This is a genomic window from Nitrobacter sp. JJSN, assembly GCF_051912485.1.
In the GTDB taxonomy this organism is placed as follows: Bacteria; Pseudomonadota; Alphaproteobacteria; order Rhizobiales; family Xanthobacteraceae; genus Nitrobacter.
The window spans coordinates 552,635-569,191 of the sequence record NZ_CP196822.1 but is presented as its reverse complement, the minus strand read 5'-3'; the positions used below and the strand labels follow the sequence as shown (position 1 = coordinate 569,191).

General features: G+C 58.1%; 26 protein-coding genes, 1 tRNA gene and 1 pseudogene. 18 read left to right on the top strand and 10 right to left on the bottom strand.

Annotation, left to right across the window (positions count from 1 at the left end):
- Positions 1 to 43: 43 nt before the first annotated feature.
- From ACSZOQ_RS02965 to ACSZOQ_RS02940, 6 genes are all read left to right on the top strand, one after another.
- The gene (locus ACSZOQ_RS02965; protein WP_439924568.1) at positions 44 to 448 is read left to right on the top strand and encodes a hypothetical protein; all 405 of its coding nucleotides are present in this window, start codon (positions 44 to 46) and stop codon (positions 446 to 448) included.
- Between the two features lie 272 nt (positions 449 to 720).
- The gene (locus tag ACSZOQ_RS02960; RefSeq protein WP_439924567.1) at positions 721 to 918 is read left to right on the top strand and encodes a hypothetical protein; all 198 of its coding nucleotides are present in this window, start codon (positions 721 to 723) and stop codon (positions 916 to 918) included.
- 70 nt (positions 919 to 988) lie between these two features.
- A complete protein-coding gene (locus tag ACSZOQ_RS02955; RefSeq protein WP_439924566.1) occupies positions 989 to 1,705 on the top strand; it encodes a DUF932 domain-containing protein in 717 nt (238 codons plus the stop codon).
- Between the two features lie 217 nt (positions 1,706 to 1,922).
- Positions 1,923 to 2,144 (top strand): hypothetical protein, encoded by a 222-nt coding sequence (locus ACSZOQ_RS02950; RefSeq protein ID WP_439924565.1) that lies wholly within the window; start codon positions 1,923 to 1,925, stop codon positions 2,142 to 2,144.
- A gap of 87 nt (positions 2,145 to 2,231) precedes the next feature.
- Positions 2,232 to 2,303 (top strand) — tRNA-Met (locus ACSZOQ_RS02945).
- Positions 2,279 to 2,668, top strand: coding sequence for a RusA family crossover junction endodeoxyribonuclease (locus ACSZOQ_RS02940; RefSeq protein WP_439924564.1), 390 nt, complete (start codon positions 2,279 to 2,281; stop codon positions 2,666 to 2,668). The genes ACSZOQ_RS02945 and ACSZOQ_RS02940 overlap by 25 nt, the downstream gene beginning before the upstream one ends.
- Positions 2,669 to 2,820: 152 nt before the next feature.
- Here ACSZOQ_RS02940 and ACSZOQ_RS02935 read toward each other — a convergent pair whose 3' ends face one another.
- On the bottom strand, positions 2,821 to 2,961 hold the full coding sequence (locus ACSZOQ_RS02935; RefSeq protein ID WP_439924563.1) for a hypothetical protein: 141 nt from the start codon (positions 2,959 to 2,961) through the stop codon (positions 2,821 to 2,823).
- 272 nt (positions 2,962 to 3,233) lie between these two features.
- Between ACSZOQ_RS02935 and ACSZOQ_RS02930 the strand changes: the two genes are divergently transcribed.
- From ACSZOQ_RS02930 to ACSZOQ_RS02915, 4 genes are all read left to right on the top strand, one after another.
- Positions 3,234 to 3,659, top strand: coding sequence for a hypothetical protein (locus ACSZOQ_RS02930; RefSeq protein WP_439924562.1), 426 nt, complete (start codon positions 3,234 to 3,236; stop codon positions 3,657 to 3,659).
- Positions 3,660 to 3,670: 11 nt separating this feature from the next.
- Complete coding sequence (locus ACSZOQ_RS02925) at positions 3,671 to 4,360, top strand: hypothetical protein (protein ID WP_439924561.1); 690 nt, start codon at positions 3,671 to 3,673, stop codon at positions 4,358 to 4,360.
- 143 nt (positions 4,361 to 4,503) lie between these two features.
- Positions 4,504 to 4,722, top strand: coding sequence for a hypothetical protein (locus ACSZOQ_RS02920; protein ID WP_439924560.1), 219 nt, complete (start codon positions 4,504 to 4,506; stop codon positions 4,720 to 4,722).
- Positions 4,723 to 5,244: 522 nt separating this feature from the next.
- On the top strand, positions 5,245 to 5,391 hold the full coding sequence (locus ACSZOQ_RS02915; protein WP_439924559.1) for a hypothetical protein: 147 nt from the start codon (positions 5,245 to 5,247) through the stop codon (positions 5,389 to 5,391).
- A 1,185-nt stretch (positions 5,392 to 6,576) separates the two neighbouring features.
- Here ACSZOQ_RS02915 and ACSZOQ_RS02910 read toward each other — a convergent pair.
- From ACSZOQ_RS02910 to ACSZOQ_RS02895, 4 genes are all read right to left on the bottom strand, one after another.
- On the bottom strand, positions 6,577 to 6,765 hold the full coding sequence (locus ACSZOQ_RS02910; RefSeq protein ID WP_439924558.1) for a hypothetical protein: 189 nt from the start codon (positions 6,763 to 6,765) through the stop codon (positions 6,577 to 6,579).
- 79 nt (positions 6,766 to 6,844) lie between these two features.
- Entirely contained in the window at positions 6,845 to 7,417 is a 573-nt protein-coding gene (locus ACSZOQ_RS02905; RefSeq protein ID WP_439924557.1) for a DUF4145 domain-containing protein, read from the bottom strand.
- 339 nt (positions 7,418 to 7,756) lie between these two features.
- Positions 7,757 to 8,269: an integrase core domain-containing protein gene (locus ACSZOQ_RS02900; RefSeq protein WP_439924556.1), complete on the bottom strand. Its 513-nt coding sequence runs from the start codon at positions 8,267 to 8,269 to the stop codon at positions 7,757 to 7,759.
- 22 nt (positions 8,270 to 8,291) lie between these two features.
- A complete protein-coding gene (locus ACSZOQ_RS02895) occupies positions 8,292 to 8,738 on the bottom strand; it encodes a hypothetical protein (protein WP_439924555.1) in 447 nt (148 codons plus the stop codon).
- A 436-nt stretch (positions 8,739 to 9,174) separates the two neighbouring features.
- Between ACSZOQ_RS02895 and ACSZOQ_RS02890 the strand changes: the two genes are divergently transcribed.
- From ACSZOQ_RS02890 to ACSZOQ_RS02855, 8 genes are all read left to right on the top strand, one after another.
- The gene (locus ACSZOQ_RS02890; RefSeq protein ID WP_439924554.1) at positions 9,175 to 9,441 is read left to right on the top strand and encodes a hypothetical protein; all 267 of its coding nucleotides are present in this window, start codon (positions 9,175 to 9,177) and stop codon (positions 9,439 to 9,441) included.
- A 988-nt stretch (positions 9,442 to 10,429) separates the two neighbouring features.
- A complete protein-coding gene (locus ACSZOQ_RS02885; protein WP_439924405.1) occupies positions 10,430 to 10,639 on the top strand; it encodes a hypothetical protein in 210 nt (69 codons plus the stop codon).
- Between the two features lie 178 nt (positions 10,640 to 10,817).
- Positions 10,818 to 10,991, top strand: coding sequence for a hypothetical protein (locus ACSZOQ_RS02880; protein WP_439924404.1), 174 nt, complete (start codon positions 10,818 to 10,820; stop codon positions 10,989 to 10,991).
- Between the two features lie 146 nt (positions 10,992 to 11,137).
- A complete protein-coding gene (locus tag ACSZOQ_RS02875) occupies positions 11,138 to 12,028 on the top strand; it encodes an exonuclease domain-containing protein (RefSeq protein WP_439924553.1) in 891 nt (296 codons plus the stop codon).
- A 130-nt stretch (positions 12,029 to 12,158) separates the two neighbouring features.
- The gene (locus ACSZOQ_RS02870; RefSeq protein WP_439924552.1) at positions 12,159 to 13,013 is read left to right on the top strand and encodes a class I SAM-dependent methyltransferase; all 855 of its coding nucleotides are present in this window, start codon (positions 12,159 to 12,161) and stop codon (positions 13,011 to 13,013) included.
- A gap of 16 nt (positions 13,014 to 13,029) precedes the next feature.
- Positions 13,030 to 13,539 (top strand): hypothetical protein, encoded by a 510-nt coding sequence (locus tag ACSZOQ_RS02865; RefSeq protein WP_439924551.1) that lies wholly within the window; start codon positions 13,030 to 13,032, stop codon positions 13,537 to 13,539.
- 357 nt (positions 13,540 to 13,896) lie between these two features.
- Positions 13,897 to 14,187, top strand: coding sequence for a hypothetical protein (locus ACSZOQ_RS02860; protein ID WP_439924550.1), 291 nt, complete (start codon positions 13,897 to 13,899; stop codon positions 14,185 to 14,187).
- 187 nt (positions 14,188 to 14,374) lie between these two features.
- Positions 14,375 to 14,569: a hypothetical protein gene (locus ACSZOQ_RS02855; RefSeq protein ID WP_439924549.1), complete on the top strand. Its 195-nt coding sequence runs from the start codon at positions 14,375 to 14,377 to the stop codon at positions 14,567 to 14,569.
- Positions 14,570 to 14,574: 5 nt separating this feature from the next.
- Here ACSZOQ_RS02855 and ACSZOQ_RS02850 read toward each other — a convergent pair whose 3' ends face one another.
- The 5 genes and pseudogenes from ACSZOQ_RS02850 to ACSZOQ_RS02830 all read right to left on the bottom strand — a co-directional run bounded on the left by ACSZOQ_RS02850 (position 14,575) and on the right by ACSZOQ_RS02830 (position 16,523).
- Positions 14,575 to 14,820 (bottom strand): hypothetical protein, encoded by a 246-nt coding sequence (locus ACSZOQ_RS02850; RefSeq protein WP_439924548.1) that lies wholly within the window; start codon positions 14,818 to 14,820, stop codon positions 14,575 to 14,577.
- Complete coding sequence (locus ACSZOQ_RS02845; protein WP_439924547.1) at positions 14,817 to 15,011, bottom strand: glutamine synthetase; 195 nt, start codon at positions 15,009 to 15,011, stop codon at positions 14,817 to 14,819. Before ACSZOQ_RS02845 ends, ACSZOQ_RS02850 begins: the two co-directional genes overlap by 4 nt.
- A gap of 94 nt (positions 15,012 to 15,105) precedes the next feature.
- Positions 15,106 to 15,659 (bottom strand): annotated as a pseudogene (locus tag ACSZOQ_RS02840) (IS110 family transposase); the annotation flags it as partial.
- A gap of 87 nt (positions 15,660 to 15,746) precedes the next feature.
- Positions 15,747 to 15,896, bottom strand: a complete 150-nt coding sequence (locus ACSZOQ_RS02835) for a hypothetical protein (RefSeq protein WP_439924546.1) — start codon at positions 15,894 to 15,896, stop codon at positions 15,747 to 15,749.
- A 51-nt stretch (positions 15,897 to 15,947) separates the two neighbouring features.
- Positions 15,948 to 16,523, bottom strand: a complete 576-nt coding sequence (locus ACSZOQ_RS02830) for a hypothetical protein (protein WP_439924545.1) — start codon at positions 16,521 to 16,523, stop codon at positions 15,948 to 15,950.
- Between the last annotated feature and the right edge of the window lie 34 nt (positions 16,524 to 16,557).

Below are 16,557 nucleotides of genomic sequence, written 5' to 3'. Positions count from 1 at the left end.
CTTGATCAACGTCCCCTCCATCCGCCTTGCGCCCGGACAGTCGATGCGCGGCGACGGTGACGCGACCGTCAGCTTTGCGGCCGGAACAGATGGCCTGCAGTTGTCGTCCGACAACCGTATCCACAACATCCGGCTCAACGCCACAGTGAACAAGCGTGCGATTTTCAACGACACCTCGGTCGAACGCCTGGGCCGGATCGAGTTGCGCAGCGTCACGACAACCGGCTGCGTTCGGATTCTGGCGCACGACAAGGTGCGTGGCGGCCACGTCGACGTCAACGGCCTCGACATCATCGCAGCCGACGCCCGCGGCGAGCAGGAACGGCCGCACGGCTATGGCGTCTATGTCATCAACGGCGCGTTCACGCTGTGGAACATGCAGCAGGATGTTAATCGGCGCCGAACTTGGCCCCGTGAACTATCGGCCACAATTCCTTGTCGCAGTTGACATAATCCGCGCCGGGGTGGGTCAACACCGGCGCCTATCGTGACCCCACTCCGACGAAGCTTTCTCAATTTTCTTCAGGACGTTACTGCTCATCCTTCCAGCGACGTGACCCCGGCGCCGATTCACACCACAAAATAGAACTGCGCTTAGAGACCTTCGTATGCGGCCTCTTCATCATCCAGCCCCGGTACGATGAAGCGGACTTTTCGGAGCTGATAGGCGAATTCCTCGCGCCCTCAATCAAGAAGCAATTCACGGATGCGTACCGCGACTTGGAGGACAGCAAGGGAGGCTGCTTTTGCCGGGACGACCAGACCCCGTGGGTCATCGTCGCGTTCGGCAGCGACCCCGACCAGATACGCCGGACCACGCTGCACGAGGTCGTGCATCTTGCGGAGAAGCTCACCTGCACCAGGGAGATGCGCGCCCGGTTCGTCGAGCACGTCTACTTCGCGCTTAGGCTGCCTTAGACCCCTTCGGGGGTCTTTCTTTTTCCAGGTTATTATTAGGCAGGAAGTCCCTCAAACTCAGGAGCCTGCTATGACGCTGATGCTACACAGCGGCGCTAACGCCGTGTCCTACGACGATTTGCGGGCGGTTGCCACGCCCGCTCCTACCGACACCCACGTTCCCGTACCGCATCACGAGATAGTGGAGCTGATGCGCTTCACGCTCGGCTTTCACCAGCACGAGATAGCCGAGGAGCATCACGCCGTCACCCCTGACGGCTTGCGGTACTTCGGCATCATGTACCTGCGCTCGCCCTACGGCGAGTACACGGACATGCTCGGCTTGCGTAACTCGCACGACAAGTCCCTGCCCATAGGCATCGCATTCGGCTCGCGCGTGTTCGTCTGCGACAATCTCGCGTTCTCAGCCGACCACGTTATCCGCCGCAAGCACACGGTGCGAGCCAAGCGGGAACTGCCAGCCCTCTTGGCTGACATCATCGAGCCACTCCAGATGCAACGCCGGGCGCAACAATCAAGGCTCCACGGCTACCAGGCGGCAGAGCTGAGTACCTTGGCGGTTAACGACGCGATAATGACGATGTACCGCAAGGATGTGATAGGCGTGCAGGCTATCGGCCATGTGCTGAAAGCCTACGAAGAACCGCCCCACGACTGGGGCGACCGCACGGCATGGAGGCTCTTCAACGCGGCGACGTTCGCGCTCGCGGGCAAGGTGGCTGAGCGCCCCCAAATCACCAGCGACCTGCACGACGTTATCGATGGCGTCTGCACGAGACTGAACTGATGACCCTCCTCCACAAGGATGCGGACGCAATCCGGGCTAGCCGCAGGGCGCGTGATAGTCTAAAGAGCGGACCGAAAAATAAAAGCAACAGCTGAACCCGCGACAGCAAGCACAAAGCCCCGCTACGGCGGGGTTTCTTTATGGTGCGGGCGCCTATGTAAACTAGTTGACTCTCGCAGAACGGGAACGATCACCCAAGGCAGGACATTCGGCCATCATGCAGATTTTCAGTTACATCGTCACAGACCTGACCGACCACAAATCGAAACCCATCCAGGCCGCGTTGGAGAACCTTGAAGACGCCCTTAGCTACGGAAGCCTCTTGGCCCGCAATATGCTCGAGGCAATGCCCGACCTGACGGGCAAAGGGGTATGCGTCACCGTTCTCAACAGCCTAGGCGAAACGGTCTCCATCCTGCCTTTTGACTGTCTCAACTGAACTCCGAACTTGAACTCTTCGGAATTTCCGAAGAGTTGCCCCCACCAGACCTTGCTACGGCGGGGTTTTTCTTTGGTATGATTAGGGAGCGCGGTAGAGAAGCAGTATCTCGCCAGCCTCATAAGCTGGAAATCGTGGGTGCAAATCCCACCCGCGTAACATGCGAACGATCGTCCTCTCGGGCGAGCCAAAATCCACCCAGCATATATATATATGGCCTCGCCTGTCGAGGCCGCTTTCCTCAGCGCTACATGACCCCCGCGGGCAAGCGCCTGAAATGGGAGTATCAGCTGGAAGCACACGCGCAGTGGCGCGGTAAGCCGCTCACGGGCGATATCAACCTTTCAGTCACCCTCTACTTCGGCACCAAGCGCAAAGCGGACTGGGATAATTTCCACAAGCTCTCCTGCGATGCATTATCCGGCATCGCGTATGAGGACGATAGCCAGATAAAGCGGGCGACGGTCCCAATGGCCTACGACAAGTCTCGGCCGCGCATCGAACTCACTCTAAGCGAGCTATGAACTTCTGCCAGCACTGCCAGCGTTGGTTCACCAGCAAAGAGGACTTCCTGCGCCATACCGAGCAGGGAGCGCTATACGACAATCCCCTTTCTTCACGGCCTTGAGGCACCCACCGCGTCAGTTTTCGTTTGTGCAGGAAGTTTAAGGACGCTTCACTTTTGCTGCGTCACGGCGTTCGGCGGATTATCGACTGACTTCGGATGCGTGCCGCGCCCGGTGTAGAAAACGGAAAGACTGAGCAGCAGCACGAGGATTGCGCCGCCGATAGCCCAACCGGTGTAGACGCGAGTCATATTGTCCGTTCTTCTGGAAACTACCATGCTGTGCTCCATGCCTGTTTAGGAACAACAACCTCACCGGGCTGTGACTGTTCCTAACGCGGCCGCTCACGGGCGCGTGATAGCATCACAAAGAGCCGGGGGGTTCGCCGCTCGTTACAAAGCGGCCAACCCCCGTACTATTGCTGCATGATTGGCCCGGAGCTTGAGAATTCTGCGAGGAGATAAACGGCGGCGCTTCGATCGGCGCGACCGTCCTCTTCCAGTTCATCAACCTGGCCAAAGCCATGGTGGAGCAGACGCGGCCTTGGGTTGCGCTGCGCTACACCGACACGAGCAAGACCGTGGCGACGGGCAACACGTGGCAGACCGCAATCGACATCTCGACCATCGCGCGTTTCAATCGCTTCTATGGCGAGACACCTATCAAAGTGTTCGACGGCAATAATAGCTTCCAGCGCTATCGCCAAGTGCCGTTTAACGAACGCCTCTTGTACCGCAACACGCCCAGCACGTTCGTCTACGATGAGGCGAACAAGACGCTCTATCTCAACGGCACGGTGCAGTACGCCGGCACGCTCTACATCGACCACATCAAGGATAGCCCCGAGATAAGCTTGAGTACTACAATGCTGCAGCGGACGACCGGGCCGAGGTCGGCAGCGATAACCTCGGGACTGACCGGCTCAAGCGCGCGCACTATATGCGCGTGACCGGCCACATCATGAAGGATCAGAGCATCAAGGTCTCGCTGGTGCTCGACGACGGCCAGCCGGTGGAGGCCTTCACCATCGAGGGCGACGGCGGCTATGTCGACCAGGGCATCAACACGCCGATCGGCTCCTACACAATCGGCTCGAAGGTTGTCGGCGGCGGGGGCGAGGCAACGGCGCACCCCTTCGACGTGACGTTTCCGATACACACAGATAAGTTCCAGCACGTCAGCGCGCGCTTCCAAGCGCTCAACATCGGCCATGCCGCCGTCAACAGCTACACGTACAAGGATACCCGTGTCATTAACGTGCTCGAGAAGAACATGCCGCTCCTCTCCACACTCGCTGACAAGGTCAACCAGACGGGCATTCCTGGCATCGACCAGTATGTCGCAGGCGTCAAAGCCTACACCGGCAATAACGAGGACGTGACGAAGTACATCAGCACACTCAAGACCCTGCGCTCTGAATACGCGCAGATGCTCTCGCGCGGCGCGGCCGTGACCGAAAGCGATAAGGCAGAAGCAGTGCAGGCGATACCGGCCGGGCTTTCGGGCGCCAACTACCTCTCGCTCAAGAGCCAACTCCAGCTTGAGGGCCAAAACATCATCGATACCGCCAATACGACTAAGAACTCGCTCTTCAAGAGCACCCAGGAGAGCGGCTCGTCTAACGCTGATCCTCTCGGGCTCGGCATCTAACTTATGCCTGCTACCCAAGCACAACCGCAGCCGCAGCCGGGCGCGAAGCTATCATCCGACCAGTTTGCGCAGTCCGTTAAGGCGAAGTACCCACAGTATGCGAGCGTGGACAATGCGACCCTCGGCGCGGCAACATCCCGCTAATGGACTTCGACACCGAACGGCAGAAGAAGTTCGACCTTGGTCACTTAGAGCACCGCCAGCCATGGGATGCCGCGCACATCGACGCGCGCCGCGAGATGCAGGGAGAGCTGTGCGACCTTTATAATTACGCGGAGCTATTGGGCGACGAAGTGATGAAAGTCCGCATCCAGCTCTGGTGCCGGGATATCTGGACCGAACTTGAGGATATGGGCGATTAGCCAGAACGCTCTAAAAACCACTCAGACGCAGGAAAGGCCCCAAACGGGGCCTTTGTCGTTTCGAGCATTTCCGTTCGTCCTGGCGCGGTATACGACGTTTTAACGCCTATCCAGCCTTACGGCGATAAGCTGTGGGGCCTTGAACCTAGATCACCGCGCCAATAATTGTACTGATGGGCCCATGGGCGCCCGTGGCCCTGCACGGTCCCGCACCCCCAGCCTCAAAGCCCCCGCGGGGCCGTGCACCAGGGAGGTGCGCATCATGCCCGACTCTACAGAAATGAAATCACCTGCGGCGATGGGATGCCGTGCGGGTGTAATACCGCGGGAGAGCTGGGTTCGCGCCTATGTTTGCGGTGGACATGGGAGCTTAGAACGGTCTGCCAAACGCGCTAGGACGCACGAAAAGGCCAACTATCGGCCTTTCTCCGTGAGGATAAGTGCATCGGCCAGCACTTTCATACGCTCAGGAATTTCTGCGAGGAGCGCGGGCTGTCGCTATCGCGACATGGGCATTCCGTGATGTCCGAGAACCAGTTCTATCAGGTGTTCATGTTCGCTGTTGAGGACCACGCGGAGATATTCCGCAAGGAGTTCGGCGGGGAGCGCATGCACCCCTCAGAGAAGGGACGCGGGACGCATTGGGCGCAGTGGAACAAGCGGCCTTAATTTCTTTAAATCGTAATGACGGGAACCGTACATAACTGGTAGGACTGCGGCCATCATCGCCCCTTTTCGCGGCAACTACCGATGACTGAGAGCAGCGCGCGCTCCCGCCTAACGTGGAACGAGCCATGTGCAGCAAATGCGACGATATACGCCGAGAGATTGCCCTCAACCGCGGGCTTTCGATCGGACTGACGGACCCGGCCACTATCAGCATCAACAAGGACGAGCTCAGAACGCTCGAAAGGAAGCTGGATGACATAGACGCCCAGCACCTACAGGAGAGGAAGCCCTCTAGCCAGGCCAGATATAGTTAAAGAACCGACGCTGCGGCAGCTTTTCACGAACTGAGCACTAGCCCCACTTTTACCTCTGATACCCTAAGCGTCGTTCTGGTTTTTATTGTGCGACGCTTTTAAAAGCTCCGCTCTCCTACCCCTCCACTCCGTATTCCTTCTCTCCCGTCGCATGGTGTGTGTCCCGTAGTGTACGGGGTTCAAGACCTCTGCCTCATCCACTGCGCGCCGCTAAGCGCCGTTCAGATGAGGTGGTACGAAGGCATGATTAGCCAGCAACACCATGCCCATTTCGCGCCCTGCTGTTAGGCGCTTCTTGGATTTGATACCCCCCGCACAAACAATCTTTCAATGTACGCTCCGCCTCATGCGCCCGGTGTCGTGAGGTATCCGTGTGGCTCGGCCCTGCGCACTGCCCTGTACCGAGAATGGGGCTCCAACGACGTTTCCGTGCTGGTGGCGGGGGATCGCATTCCGACGGTTTATAAAGCCGTCAGCGCCATGGCTCCCCCAGCATCAACAAAGAAAGCCCGCCCGTAGAGGCGAGCGAGCTTTCTCAATACCCAGCCTCTACTAGGTCTCTGAATTGTAGCACCGAATGAAAGCAGTCCGGGGCGGGGCTGTGGATAGCGCTAGGTGTCGAGCATGTCCCAATCGTCTCCCAGGACCCATCGAAGTGCCGAAAGTTTGCCGTTGAGCATTCTCCACTCGAAGTCGTCCCAAAGAAGCTGCTCAGCATGCACAATCCGATCCCGGCTTCTTGCTCGGTGATGGCACATCCTCATGACCCGCATCTGCCTAACCTGCCGCAAAGAGACCAAGCAAACACTGGAGCCGTACTCGCCCGGCATGAAGCAGTGGTGGTGCCATTCTCACAACGGCGCGGCGTCGATTAAGGCTTCGGATTAGTCTCTATTTTGAAGCGCCCAACCAAGCGCTCCTCGTCCCACAATTCTACGTTACGGGCGCGGACTATCTTCTTTGCAGCTTCGATTGCCTGAGCGTCATCATTGGCCACTATGGTCGCATCGTTCAGGATGTGGCCTTTGTCGCTGAGGATGTAGGCTTTATAGTCGGTCACGCTGTCCTGTCTCCAGATTTTGAAAGGAGCCTTAACCCTCTCTAAGGTGTCCCATCCTCAACTCGCTTCCTCGCCGGACTCAGCTGAGAAGTCGCACAAGACCAATAATGTTGTCGGTCAGTTTTCCAAAACGTAGCGCTTCTTCTTTCGAAAACTCGCTTCCGTCTTGGCTGTGCGCGGCGCGGTTTCCGATTACTCGCAAGTCGTCCAGCACGGCGGATGTTTTTTCATCAATAATATGTTGTTCGCGCAAAGCGCGGATAGCAGTCGTCCACGACAGTGTCTTCCAGGATTTGGCGATCGAAGTAGAAATGTAGGGCTGGGCGGTAGCTCTTACTACCTGTTCGAGTTCGGTTCGCTTTTCGAGAATGGCGGCCTTAGGCGAATGCTCCGCCACCTTCTCAAATCGGCTTTTTTCTTCCGGTGTCGGTTCTGGGTCTTGGGATGGCACCGGAGGTGCGATGCGTGCCGCCTCTTTCTCGGCTTGGTCGAGACGAAAAGAAACGTCGAAGTTTTTGTATTTTATTTGGAGCAGCGGAAACATAATCTCTAGCTTCTCTCGAAACAACCAAACGCATGCCACCAATGCGGCAGGCCACGCGAGCGAAACAAGCGATTGAAATATCGCTGCGATAAATTGGTAAACGTCCATGCGAATCCCCTCGACCGTGAAGGATCGTATCGCATAGCCCGAGCTGAACTCGATAAAAGTGTGCCGCCAAAAAGCTGTGCACTTTCCTGTAGGCACTATGAACCCGTGTTAGAATACAGGCAGCCAGTTCGATTCTTCGGTTTTGGAGTTGTGCGGCGCGTAATGGGTCGGTAGTCCCCGGCCACGCTTAGCGATGGTGAAACTATCTGCGCTGCACGCCTCCACAACTGAGGAGCGTCGCCATGTGGCTCTTAAAGCACCAACCCCGTATCCAGAAGACCTGCGACTTCTGCAACGAGTCGGCCTTCGGCCTCATGCGCCGGCTGTGCCTACCGCATATCAAATCCGGGCATATTGATGGTGCAGCCCGCCCAGAATCGGACGACAGAGAATGCGTCCGGCTGTCTCGGCGGCGTGTGATATCGGCGCGTCCTTGTTCAATGACAAATGGGTGCGCGTGCCGTTGTAGTAGCTCATGTACGAGAGCAGCACGTGGCGCAGATGGCGTTCGCCGAATACCACGATATGATCAATGCATTCCCTGCGGATCGATCCGATCAGCCGTTCTGCATACGCATTTTGCCACGGTGAGCGAGGAAACGTCGGGCGATCTCGAATGCCGATGGATCGAACCCGACGGATGAATATTTCGCCGTATGCGCCATCGCGGTCCCGGATCAGGTAACGAGGGATTTGCTCCCAGCCGCAAGCTTGAGTGAGTTGGTTGGCTATCCATTCGGCCGTTGGGTGCGCGGTCACCCCAAACCACAGGATCTGCCGCCGGCCATGGCCCATGATCAGCAACCCATAGACAGGACGAAAGAAGATTGTCGGCACCACGAAAAGGTCCATCGCGGCGATACCGTCAGCATGGTTACGAAGGAACGTCTTCCACCCCTGCGACGGAGGGGCCCTCCTCCGCGCCATATACTTGGCCACACTGGTCTGGCCGAATGCCAAGCTTGAGAAGCTCACCATGGATTCTCGGTGCTCCCCACAACGGATTGGCGAGGCTCATCTCGCGGATCAGCCGGCGAATTTCTAACGGCACAGTCGGTCGGCCGCAGCGGCGGCTCGATTTCCAGCGCCAATACGATCTGAAACCGGCACGATGCCAACGGATCACGGTGTCCGGTCGGACGATTGCCAGTGCATCATACATCTTGGGAAACAGTCGGCAGACACCTCCCAATATCAATCTGTCAATCGAGATGAAGGGAGGTCTTTTGGGACGGGTTCGCCGCAGCACATTGATTTGTTGCCTCAAGACCAGAATTTCTGCCTCCAGCGCAACTCGCGACCGCAGCAGGTCGATCACCATTCCAAAGATTAGTCTGCACAAATCCAACATCAAACAGCAGCATCGCCCGATTCTCGATCAACCGCCAGCTGGATGGGATTTGCGACAGGGACAACGATCAGGCAGCCGATATCGTTGCAAATGATCACAAAATTACCCTGCCCGATCCTCCGGCGCGACTTGCGCTGAATGTGCTTCAAGAAGTAGTGCGCGATCTGCAAACTTCGATCGAGGACGCGTTGTTGAAAATGGGTGTCGCCGTCCCGCCACGGGACGCGATCCTGTAACGGCTATTCGCCTATCGCCTGAGATGCGCGAGACGGTTGACCAATGGGCCGCTCGTCAGCCCGACATGCCGTCGCGGTCGGAAGCGATTCGCAGGCTTGTCGAGTTGGGGTTGAAGAAGGGCAAGTAATAACCCCTACCCTGCGCGCCCCCGCCGCGTTAATCTGCTGTCATGATTGAAGAAGACCCAGAGATTGAAGAATCGCCGCTGAGCGGAATCGTGACTCGCGATGGTATCTCTGTTCGCGTCGAGATTTATCGCCTAGTCGAGGGTGATCGAAGCTGGACGCTTGAGGTGATCGATCCAGAAGGTGGCTCTACGGTTTGGGATGATCGCTTCGCCACTGACCAAGATGCCTATGACGAGTTTTACCGAACGCTGGAGGTTGAAGGCATTCGGTCGTTTTTAGAAGAGCAGCCCGGATCGACGAAACACTAAACGACCGTCGCCTTTGAGGCCGCGGCAACTGAGGCCCGCGCCGACGGCCGTCCGGGGAGTTCGGGGTTTGACTCTATTTCGTTCTCAAAGAACGAATCCAGTCTCACGCAAAGCAGCAAGAGACACTGTTAATAAACCCTTCTGGAGGGCGACAGTCTAACCGTCGGGGAAGAAAGGTCACAGCTGGGGCAAACGAAAACTTGCAAGGGATCGGTAAAAAGGCCCGACACCGTGAAGCGCCGGGCAAGTTTGGGAGCGGGACGTGGCCCAGAGGCAGGCCTAACGTCCATATATTGGCGTACTGATGATTCGTGTCGGCCCGATTTCATGAGGACAAATTCGGCACTTCATCCACAGGCTGACGAACAGGCCACCGCGACGCAAAATAGAAAACTCCGCCTGATAGGGACTGCCAATCCTGGTGTGGGCCGTAAGAATCAGCAGTCCCGAGCCGGCGTTTCATTCCAGCACCCTGACCATATCCGAAAACATCACCGGAGAAACTATCCCCCGGCCTCGTCCAGCCCAGCCGGCGGGAAACTGCCCGACGACGGCTATCAGCATCGCACCGGGCGTTATGAAGAAGATGGGTGCTGGCCGGGGTGGTAGATGGAAATGGTCTCACTTTGGCCGGCCAAATTCCTATAACCGGCGCGTCATATCGTCGGCGGGACAATCGACAACCATCTCACAGACCCAAGACCCGCGATACATCCACTCCAAAAGGCCGCGGTTGCGGCTGATCGGGTTGAAGCCGTACGTTGACGCGGACGTCTGATTGTTGGTCCCGATGCCGACCTTGGCCGCGAAATTCTGGAAGCTGTCACAGTGCGGATCAGCTTCGCGGTGGCGGTTTCGTCGCGGATAGCCTTCTTCAGGGTTTGCTTGGTCCGTCCGCGCTCACTATCTGGAACCGTAACGGTCGACACGGGTTGAGGACCACGCAAACGTGGCATTCAGGAACCAATCTAGCGAGGAGGGAAAACGAGTGGCCTATTTCATTGAACTGACGGAAGCGGACAGCAATGCGCGGACGTGGGTCAATTTGGGTCGCGTCAATCGCTTCGTTCAGTCAGCAGGCGGAAATTCCGTCGCGCATTTCGAAAATGGCGTCCGGTTGGATATCCGGGAGTCGATGGCCGAAGTTTTGACGCAAATCCCGCAAAACCTCCGCGAAGGGCAGGAATTCGAGGAATAGCCCGCGAGTTTCGCCCAGGTTGCGAGGTTGTCGCCCGCGAGAGCGTTGAAGGCTTCGGACGTGGAATCGGCATCGTCGTCGTAACCGGCATTCGACGCCGGCGGGAAGGTTTCGAGCGCCGTAAACCAGTCGTCGTTCCACGCGCCGCGACTACATCGGCGGGAACGTTGAGACCACCATGCGGGTGGCGCGAAAGCGTGTAGCCTCACGGCAGGATGCGCAACGGGATTCGGTTTCTGAAAGCGCCGTGCGCGATAATAGTGTTTCGGATTACAACAAAGCCAAAGCGGCGCTTCGCCGATTGATCGGTCGGACGATTGCAGAACTCGACGCGTTGGACGCCTTAATCTAGCGGTCCGCCGACGCAATGCGCGGCTGTCAGCATCGCACTGGACGTCATAAAGAAGACGGGTACTGGGCTGAGTATAAGTGATAGGTGCGGGTTGCCCTCCCCGATTCCAGCCGTTTAAAGTTGCGGCGGGTGTGGGGAGGCTTGGATTGGCTGTTACCGATTTCATTGCGCTCGACGTCGAGACGGCTAATTCCGATTTTTCGAGCATTTGCTCAATCGGCCTCGTTCATTTCCGAGCCGGTGAGGTATTCAAGTCGCTGACCATCTTGGTTGATCCTGAAGACGACTTTTCGCCGGCAAATATTGCCATCCACGGCATTCGCCCAGAGGACGTCGCCGGCAAGCCGACCATGGCCAAAGTCTTACCGGTAATCAGCAAAGAGCTTCTCAACACCGCAATCGTTCACCACAGCCCGTTTGACCGGACTGCAATTGCGCGCGCCGCCGCAAAGTACGACACTGATGGCCTTCCCTGCATCTGGCTCGACAGCCTTCAAGTGGCGCGCCGCACTTGGGATCACTTCGGATCAAATGGCGGCTACGGGTTGAAGAACCTCGCCTCAACATTCGGAATTGTTTTTAGGCATCACGATGCTGCGGAGGATGCAAGGGCGGCCGGCTTAATTGTGCTTCGCGCCATCGAGGAGACAAAGGTAAGCCTTCAATCCTGGATCGACGATATTGGCTATGAAAGCGTTGAAAGCGCTACACCGCGACCGTTCAAACGGAAAACCGATTGGAAGCGCCATTCTCAAGACGGCAACCCTGATGGGCCTCTATTCGGCGAGACCATCGTATTCACGGGCGAACTATCGATCGCGCGGGATCAAGCCGCACAAATGGCGGCAGTCGCGGGGTGCAGGATTGCGGACTCCGTCACGAAGAAGACAACTATCCTCGTGGTCGGTGACCAAGATTTGCGACTAACCAACGGCCAGGAGAAAAGCAGCAAGCAGCGCAAGGCCGAAACCCTAATCGCGGCCGGCGCGCCGATCAGGATCGTTCGCGAAAGCGATTTTATGATGATGGTGGGGTAGCGCAAAGACCTTGAGCCGGGTGAAATGGCCTATGCGCTGGTGTGGGCCGTCGCGACGATACCGCCGCACCGCCGCTTGCGGTCCACTCGGCAATACCGCAACGTGCGCACCCGCTTAGTGGGAGGCTCGGATGGCTGCGCCCGAAGAGATCAACGCCGACATGCTTGCCTTCTGGAACGGGAAAGGCGGCGATATCTGGGTGGCTCGACAGGAGCACACCGACATCACGCTCGCGCCGGTGACGGACGCCTTGCTTGTCTTTGCCGCTCCGCGTGCCGACGAACGGGTGGTGGATATCGGCTGTGGCTGTGGCGCGCCCACGCTGGAATTTGCGCGCGCCGTAGGTCCCTCCGGCCGCGTGGCGGGGTTGGACATTTCCGGGCCAATGCTTGCTGAGGGTGAAAGGCGCGCGAGCGCAGCCGGCATCGCCAATGTCGATTGGCGGCAGGCCGATCCGGCCACCGCCGCGCTCGACGAATACGATTTGTTGATCTCGGCCTTCGGAGTGATGTTCTTCGGCGACCGGGTGGCGGCGTTCACCAATATGCGCCGAGCCGCCGCTCCGGACGCGCGCATGGCGCTCGTGTGCTGGCGTTCGCTGGCCGAAAACCCGTGGATGGAAGTGCCGATGACTGCAGCCGCGCAGCACCTGCCGCCGCGGCCAAAGCCTGGGCCGAACGCTCCCGGAATGTTCGCCTTCGCAGATCGAGACCACGTGACCGAGGTTGTCACCGCGGCCGGTTGGGCGCCGCCGCGCTTCGAGAAACTCGACATGGACCTCGATATCGCCGCCGGCCGGGGGCTGGAGGAGGCTGTGGTTCAGTCAACCCAAATCGGCGCCGTGAACAGTTGGCTGCGCAACCAGCCAGCAGAGGTCGTCTCGGCCGCCGTCGCCTCTGTTCACGAGGCGCTTGCGCCCTATGCGGACGGCGCGAGAGTGCGATTGCCCGGCGCGATGTGGTTGATCAGTAGCGCGCCTGCCTGAACGAGCGCCGAGGGGCATGGGCGCGCCGAAGCGGCATAGCGGTGCTCCCTATGCGATTGGGCGGCTCAAGGAACTCAGCCGCCTTGGCAACGGAACGTCCGCAATCAACTTCGTTCAAATTTTTGGACGAGGTTACCTTTCGTTGGCCACGTTCCAACCGCAATCTATTCAGCCGCAGTTAATTCGGCGCGTCCTACGTTGCGCCATCACATTTGTGATGGAGGCTTCGATGAAAAAATCTATCCTTGTCCTTACTGCCGCTGCCGCCCTCGGCGCACTTTCCACGGGCGCCGCCAATGCCATGCCGCTCCCATCGGTTACGGTGCCATCGTCAAACGCCGAACAAGTCCACTACGTTTGTAACGAATGGGGACGGTGCTGGTGGCGACCGGATTACCGTGGCTACGGTTACTATCGCGACGACAACGATGACTGGCGTTGGCGCCGACACCGGTACGGCTATGGCGGGTATGGCTACGGGGATGGTCATCGTGGCTGGCATCACCGTTGGCACGACGACGACTGATGTAGCGATGCGCGAGTAGCCGCCACGGCAGTTCACTCCTGGTAGTGCGGCGGCAGTACATCCGTGCGCGCCGCGATGACGGGTTGCTCGCGATGCGCGATCTGCTAAACCGCGACCGAACAATTTAGGGGCGACGATTTGGTCAAGAAGACAAAAGTAACTCGCCCTTGGACTGCGACCGATGTCCACAAGCTGAAGGGGTTGGCCAAGAAGAAGGCTGGGGTAAAAAAATTGCGAGCGCTCTAAAACGAACTGTTGCCGCAAAAGCCGCAAAAGCCTCGTTGCTTGGCGTGTCGCTGGATACGCGCGGCTAATCCGGGTATCGATCGCCGTTGTTTTGTTGGGAGTCATCACCACATGCTATATGACCCCAACAAAGTGGGTATTGTCGTGAAACCATCCAAACGTAAGCCCGAGGAAGATCGGTCTGAGGAACATCGGCCTCGGAACCCTCTGCGCGCTGACATCATTCCGACCAACGGCTTCGCAATGGTCGTGGATGGCAAGCTGAAAACTACCTATGATGATGAGAAACTCGCTCAAGCGGCGGGTGCCGAACTCTTAGCAAGATTTCCGATGCTTCGCGTGGAAGTGTATAATGCGGAAACCAGAACCCGCACCAAAGTCGAGGCCGCGGTCGTAAGTTAATCAAACAAATCGCCCGGCTCTTCTTCCTGTGCCCAGCTTATCTCGCTCGCGTTGGAATTCCCCGCTCTCGCCGACGTGACTCAACATGAGCGAAAGTTAATCTGCAGGACTCATCTCCGTCAGAATTCCGCAGCACCACTGTCACCGACCCGAGGTACAGCGGTGCCCGAAAAGCGGAGGTCACGAAATGCAGATGTTTGAGCCGGAACTCATTGCGGTAATGAAAGGTGCGCTTGCACAGGCGGTACTGACCGTTCGCCCAGATACCTCGACAAAGGCATTGATGGCTGAACGCATCCTGCAATCCGCCGCAAATGGCACCCGCTCGCAGGAAGAGTTTCGGATCATTGCGACCGAAGCCGCAAAATCAAACGCAGCGTGACAGTTTCAATCGAGAATGTCATCAGGCTCCTCTTCCGCTGTCCAGCTAACCTTTGACGCATCAGCCGGCGTCGCCCCCATGGACCCGATGCACAACCGCAACAGGCCCATTGCCTGCACACCGACATCCTCGCCCGTCGCAAGCCGTGCGCGAACGACGCTGGTAATTTCGACCAAGGCGCGGTGGCTGTAATTCAGCCACGGCGCTTCAGCTTCGAAGGTGCGCCACGCTGAGGCCTGCGCTTCAGTCATCCATTTAGGCGGTTTACCGAGTGCCGCAGCGGTAGGTTCATTACGATGCTTTCCTGAATCTCCTGAAAGCCGCGGATCGATGAGCCGTCGAATCCGATGCCTTCATCGAGGGCCTCGGCCTTCACCGCGCTCGGCGGGATGGAAAAATGCTGCCAGACGCCCGGCAAATCGGTGAACCGCAGATCGATCATCTGGACCTTCTCGTCCTTGATCGTCTTCAGGATATCCTTCGGCTGTGGTACAATTCGGAAACCATGGCTTCATTCCAGCTACTATGAGCGGTGCCAGCAGCGGTTCAACCAGAACGGCCAGGTCGGGAAGGTCCGCAACAAGCTCCTTGATGCGGACCTCGAACTTCACCGTTCCTACCACGCCCACCTTGAGACCGAAGTTGCGCAAGGTGGCGCGCAGGTCGTTCTCGATGGCGATGGCCTTTGACTGACGCAGCTTACGATGGGTCAGCAGCATTCGCAGTTTCTGGCTGCGTAACGTCTTCACATGCACCGGGCGGTAAAGCCCCGCCCGCATCATCTGAGCGATGCCGCGTGCATCGTTGCGGTCCGTCTTGTTGATCTGCGCCTTCAACACCGCCCTCATGTGCCGCGTCTCGACACAGATCACCGGCAAGCCCGCTTCGGCGAGAGCGCTGAAAAGCCATTGCGACAACGGACCGGCTTCCAGTCCAATCCGCTTGAAGTGATAGGTAGGTTCGTCAGCACTTCCAGCAGAGCTTCGGGTTCGCTCGCCACCTTCACTTCCCGCACGATCCCGCCTGTGTCATCCACAATGCAGACGCTCGTTTCCTTGACTGAAATGTCCAGTCCGGCAAAATGGTCCATGCTGCGCTTCTCCTTCTGATGCTTGAGGCCGTAACCACGGACCTCGTTTTCACCATCAGCCTGAAGCGCAGCACCCAAAATCCTCAGCTATCCACAAGCTGGCCGGCCGATTACCTCATCTCTCTGAACCGTGCGCGATAGGGGCGCATCCTTGTCCAACGACAGGTGCGTGCGCGTCTCATTATAGTAGTTCATGTAAGACAGCAGCACGTGACGAAGATGCCGCTCGCCGAACACAACAACATGGTCAAGGCATTCCCGCCGGATCGAACCGATCAGCCGTTCAGCCTATGCGTTTTGCCATGGCGAGCGCGGCGACGTCGGTCGATCACGAATGCCCATGGATCGAACTCTTCGAATAAAGACTTCGCCATAGGCCCCGTCCCGGTCGCGGATCAGATAGCGAGGGGCCTGCTTCCAGCCGCAAGCTTGCGTGATCTGATTTGCGATCCATTCTGCGGTCGGATGCGCGGTCACGCCAAACCATAAAACCTGTCGTCGACGATGCCCCATGATGAACAAGCCATAGAGCAAGCGAAATGAGATCGTCGGTACGACGAACAGATCCATCGCCGCGATGCCGTCGGCATGATTGCGGAGGAACGTCTTCCAACCCTGGGACGGCGGGCCTCTCCGCCTGGCCATATACTTGGCCACGCTGGTCTGTCCGATCTCGATGCCGAGCTTGAGCAGCTCGCCATGAATTCGTGGCGCTCCCCACAGTGGATTGGCGATACTCATCTCGCGGATCAGCTCGCGTATTTCCAGCGCCACCGTCGGCCGGCCGCCGCGGGGGCGGGATTTCCAGCGCCAGTACGATCTGAACCCGGCGCGATGCCAGCGGATCACCGTCTCAGGCTTCAAAATCGCCAGAGCCCCTAGAACACTTGGCGCCAAA

What these genes read in the sequence shown, in the direction of transcription:
- ACSZOQ_RS02965 (WP_439924568.1), top strand. Translation starts at nt 44, where the DNA reads ATGCGCGGCGACGGTGACGCGACCGTCAGCTTTGCGGCCGGAACAGAT.
- ACSZOQ_RS02955 (WP_439924566.1), top strand. Translation starts at nt 989, where the DNA reads ATGACGCTGATGCTACACAGCGGCGCTAACGCCGTGTCCTACGACGAT.
- ACSZOQ_RS02950 (WP_439924565.1), top strand. Translation starts at nt 1,923, where the DNA reads ATGCAGATTTTCAGTTACATCGTCACAGACCTGACCGACCACAAATCG.
- ACSZOQ_RS02935 (WP_439924563.1), bottom strand. Translation starts at nt 2,961, where the DNA reads ATGACTCGCGTCTACACCGGTTGGGCTATCGGCGGCGCAATCCTCGTG.
- ACSZOQ_RS02930 (WP_439924562.1), top strand. Translation starts at nt 3,234, where the DNA reads ATGGTGGAGCAGACGCGGCCTTGGGTTGCGCTGCGCTACACCGACACG.
- ACSZOQ_RS02925 (WP_439924561.1), top strand. Translation starts at nt 3,671, where the DNA reads ATGAAGGATCAGAGCATCAAGGTCTCGCTGGTGCTCGACGACGGCCAG.
- ACSZOQ_RS02920 (WP_439924560.1), top strand. Translation starts at nt 4,504, where the DNA reads ATGGACTTCGACACCGAACGGCAGAAGAAGTTCGACCTTGGTCACTTA.
- ACSZOQ_RS02915 (WP_439924559.1), top strand. Translation starts at nt 5,245, where the DNA reads ATGTCCGAGAACCAGTTCTATCAGGTGTTCATGTTCGCTGTTGAGGAC.
- ACSZOQ_RS02905 (WP_439924557.1), bottom strand. Translation starts at nt 7,417, where the DNA reads ATGGACGTTTACCAATTTATCGCAGCGATATTTCAATCGCTTGTTTCG.
- ACSZOQ_RS02900 (WP_439924556.1), bottom strand. Translation starts at nt 8,269, where the DNA reads ATGGACCTTTTCGTGGTGCCGACAATCTTCTTTCGTCCTGTCTATGGG.
- ACSZOQ_RS02895 (WP_439924555.1), bottom strand. Translation starts at nt 8,738, where the DNA reads ATGGTGATCGACCTGCTGCGGTCGCGAGTTGCGCTGGAGGCAGAAATT.
- ACSZOQ_RS02890 (WP_439924554.1), top strand. Translation starts at nt 9,175, where the DNA reads ATGATTGAAGAAGACCCAGAGATTGAAGAATCGCCGCTGAGCGGAATC.
- ACSZOQ_RS02880 (WP_439924404.1), top strand. Translation starts at nt 10,818, where the DNA reads ATGCGGGTGGCGCGAAAGCGTGTAGCCTCACGGCAGGATGCGCAACGG.
- ACSZOQ_RS02870 (WP_439924552.1), top strand. Translation starts at nt 12,159, where the DNA reads ATGGCTGCGCCCGAAGAGATCAACGCCGACATGCTTGCCTTCTGGAAC.
- ACSZOQ_RS02865 (WP_439924551.1), top strand. Translation starts at nt 13,030, where the DNA reads ATGGGCGCGCCGAAGCGGCATAGCGGTGCTCCCTATGCGATTGGGCGG.
- ACSZOQ_RS02860 (WP_439924550.1), top strand. Translation starts at nt 13,897, where the DNA reads ATGCTATATGACCCCAACAAAGTGGGTATTGTCGTGAAACCATCCAAA.
- ACSZOQ_RS02855 (WP_439924549.1), top strand. Translation starts at nt 14,375, where the DNA reads ATGCAGATGTTTGAGCCGGAACTCATTGCGGTAATGAAAGGTGCGCTT.
- ACSZOQ_RS02850 (WP_439924548.1), bottom strand. Translation starts at nt 14,820, where the DNA reads ATGACTGAAGCGCAGGCCTCAGCGTGGCGCACCTTCGAAGCTGAAGCG.
- ACSZOQ_RS02845 (WP_439924547.1), bottom strand. Translation starts at nt 15,011, where the DNA reads ATGATCGATCTGCGGTTCACCGATTTGCCGGGCGTCTGGCAGCATTTT.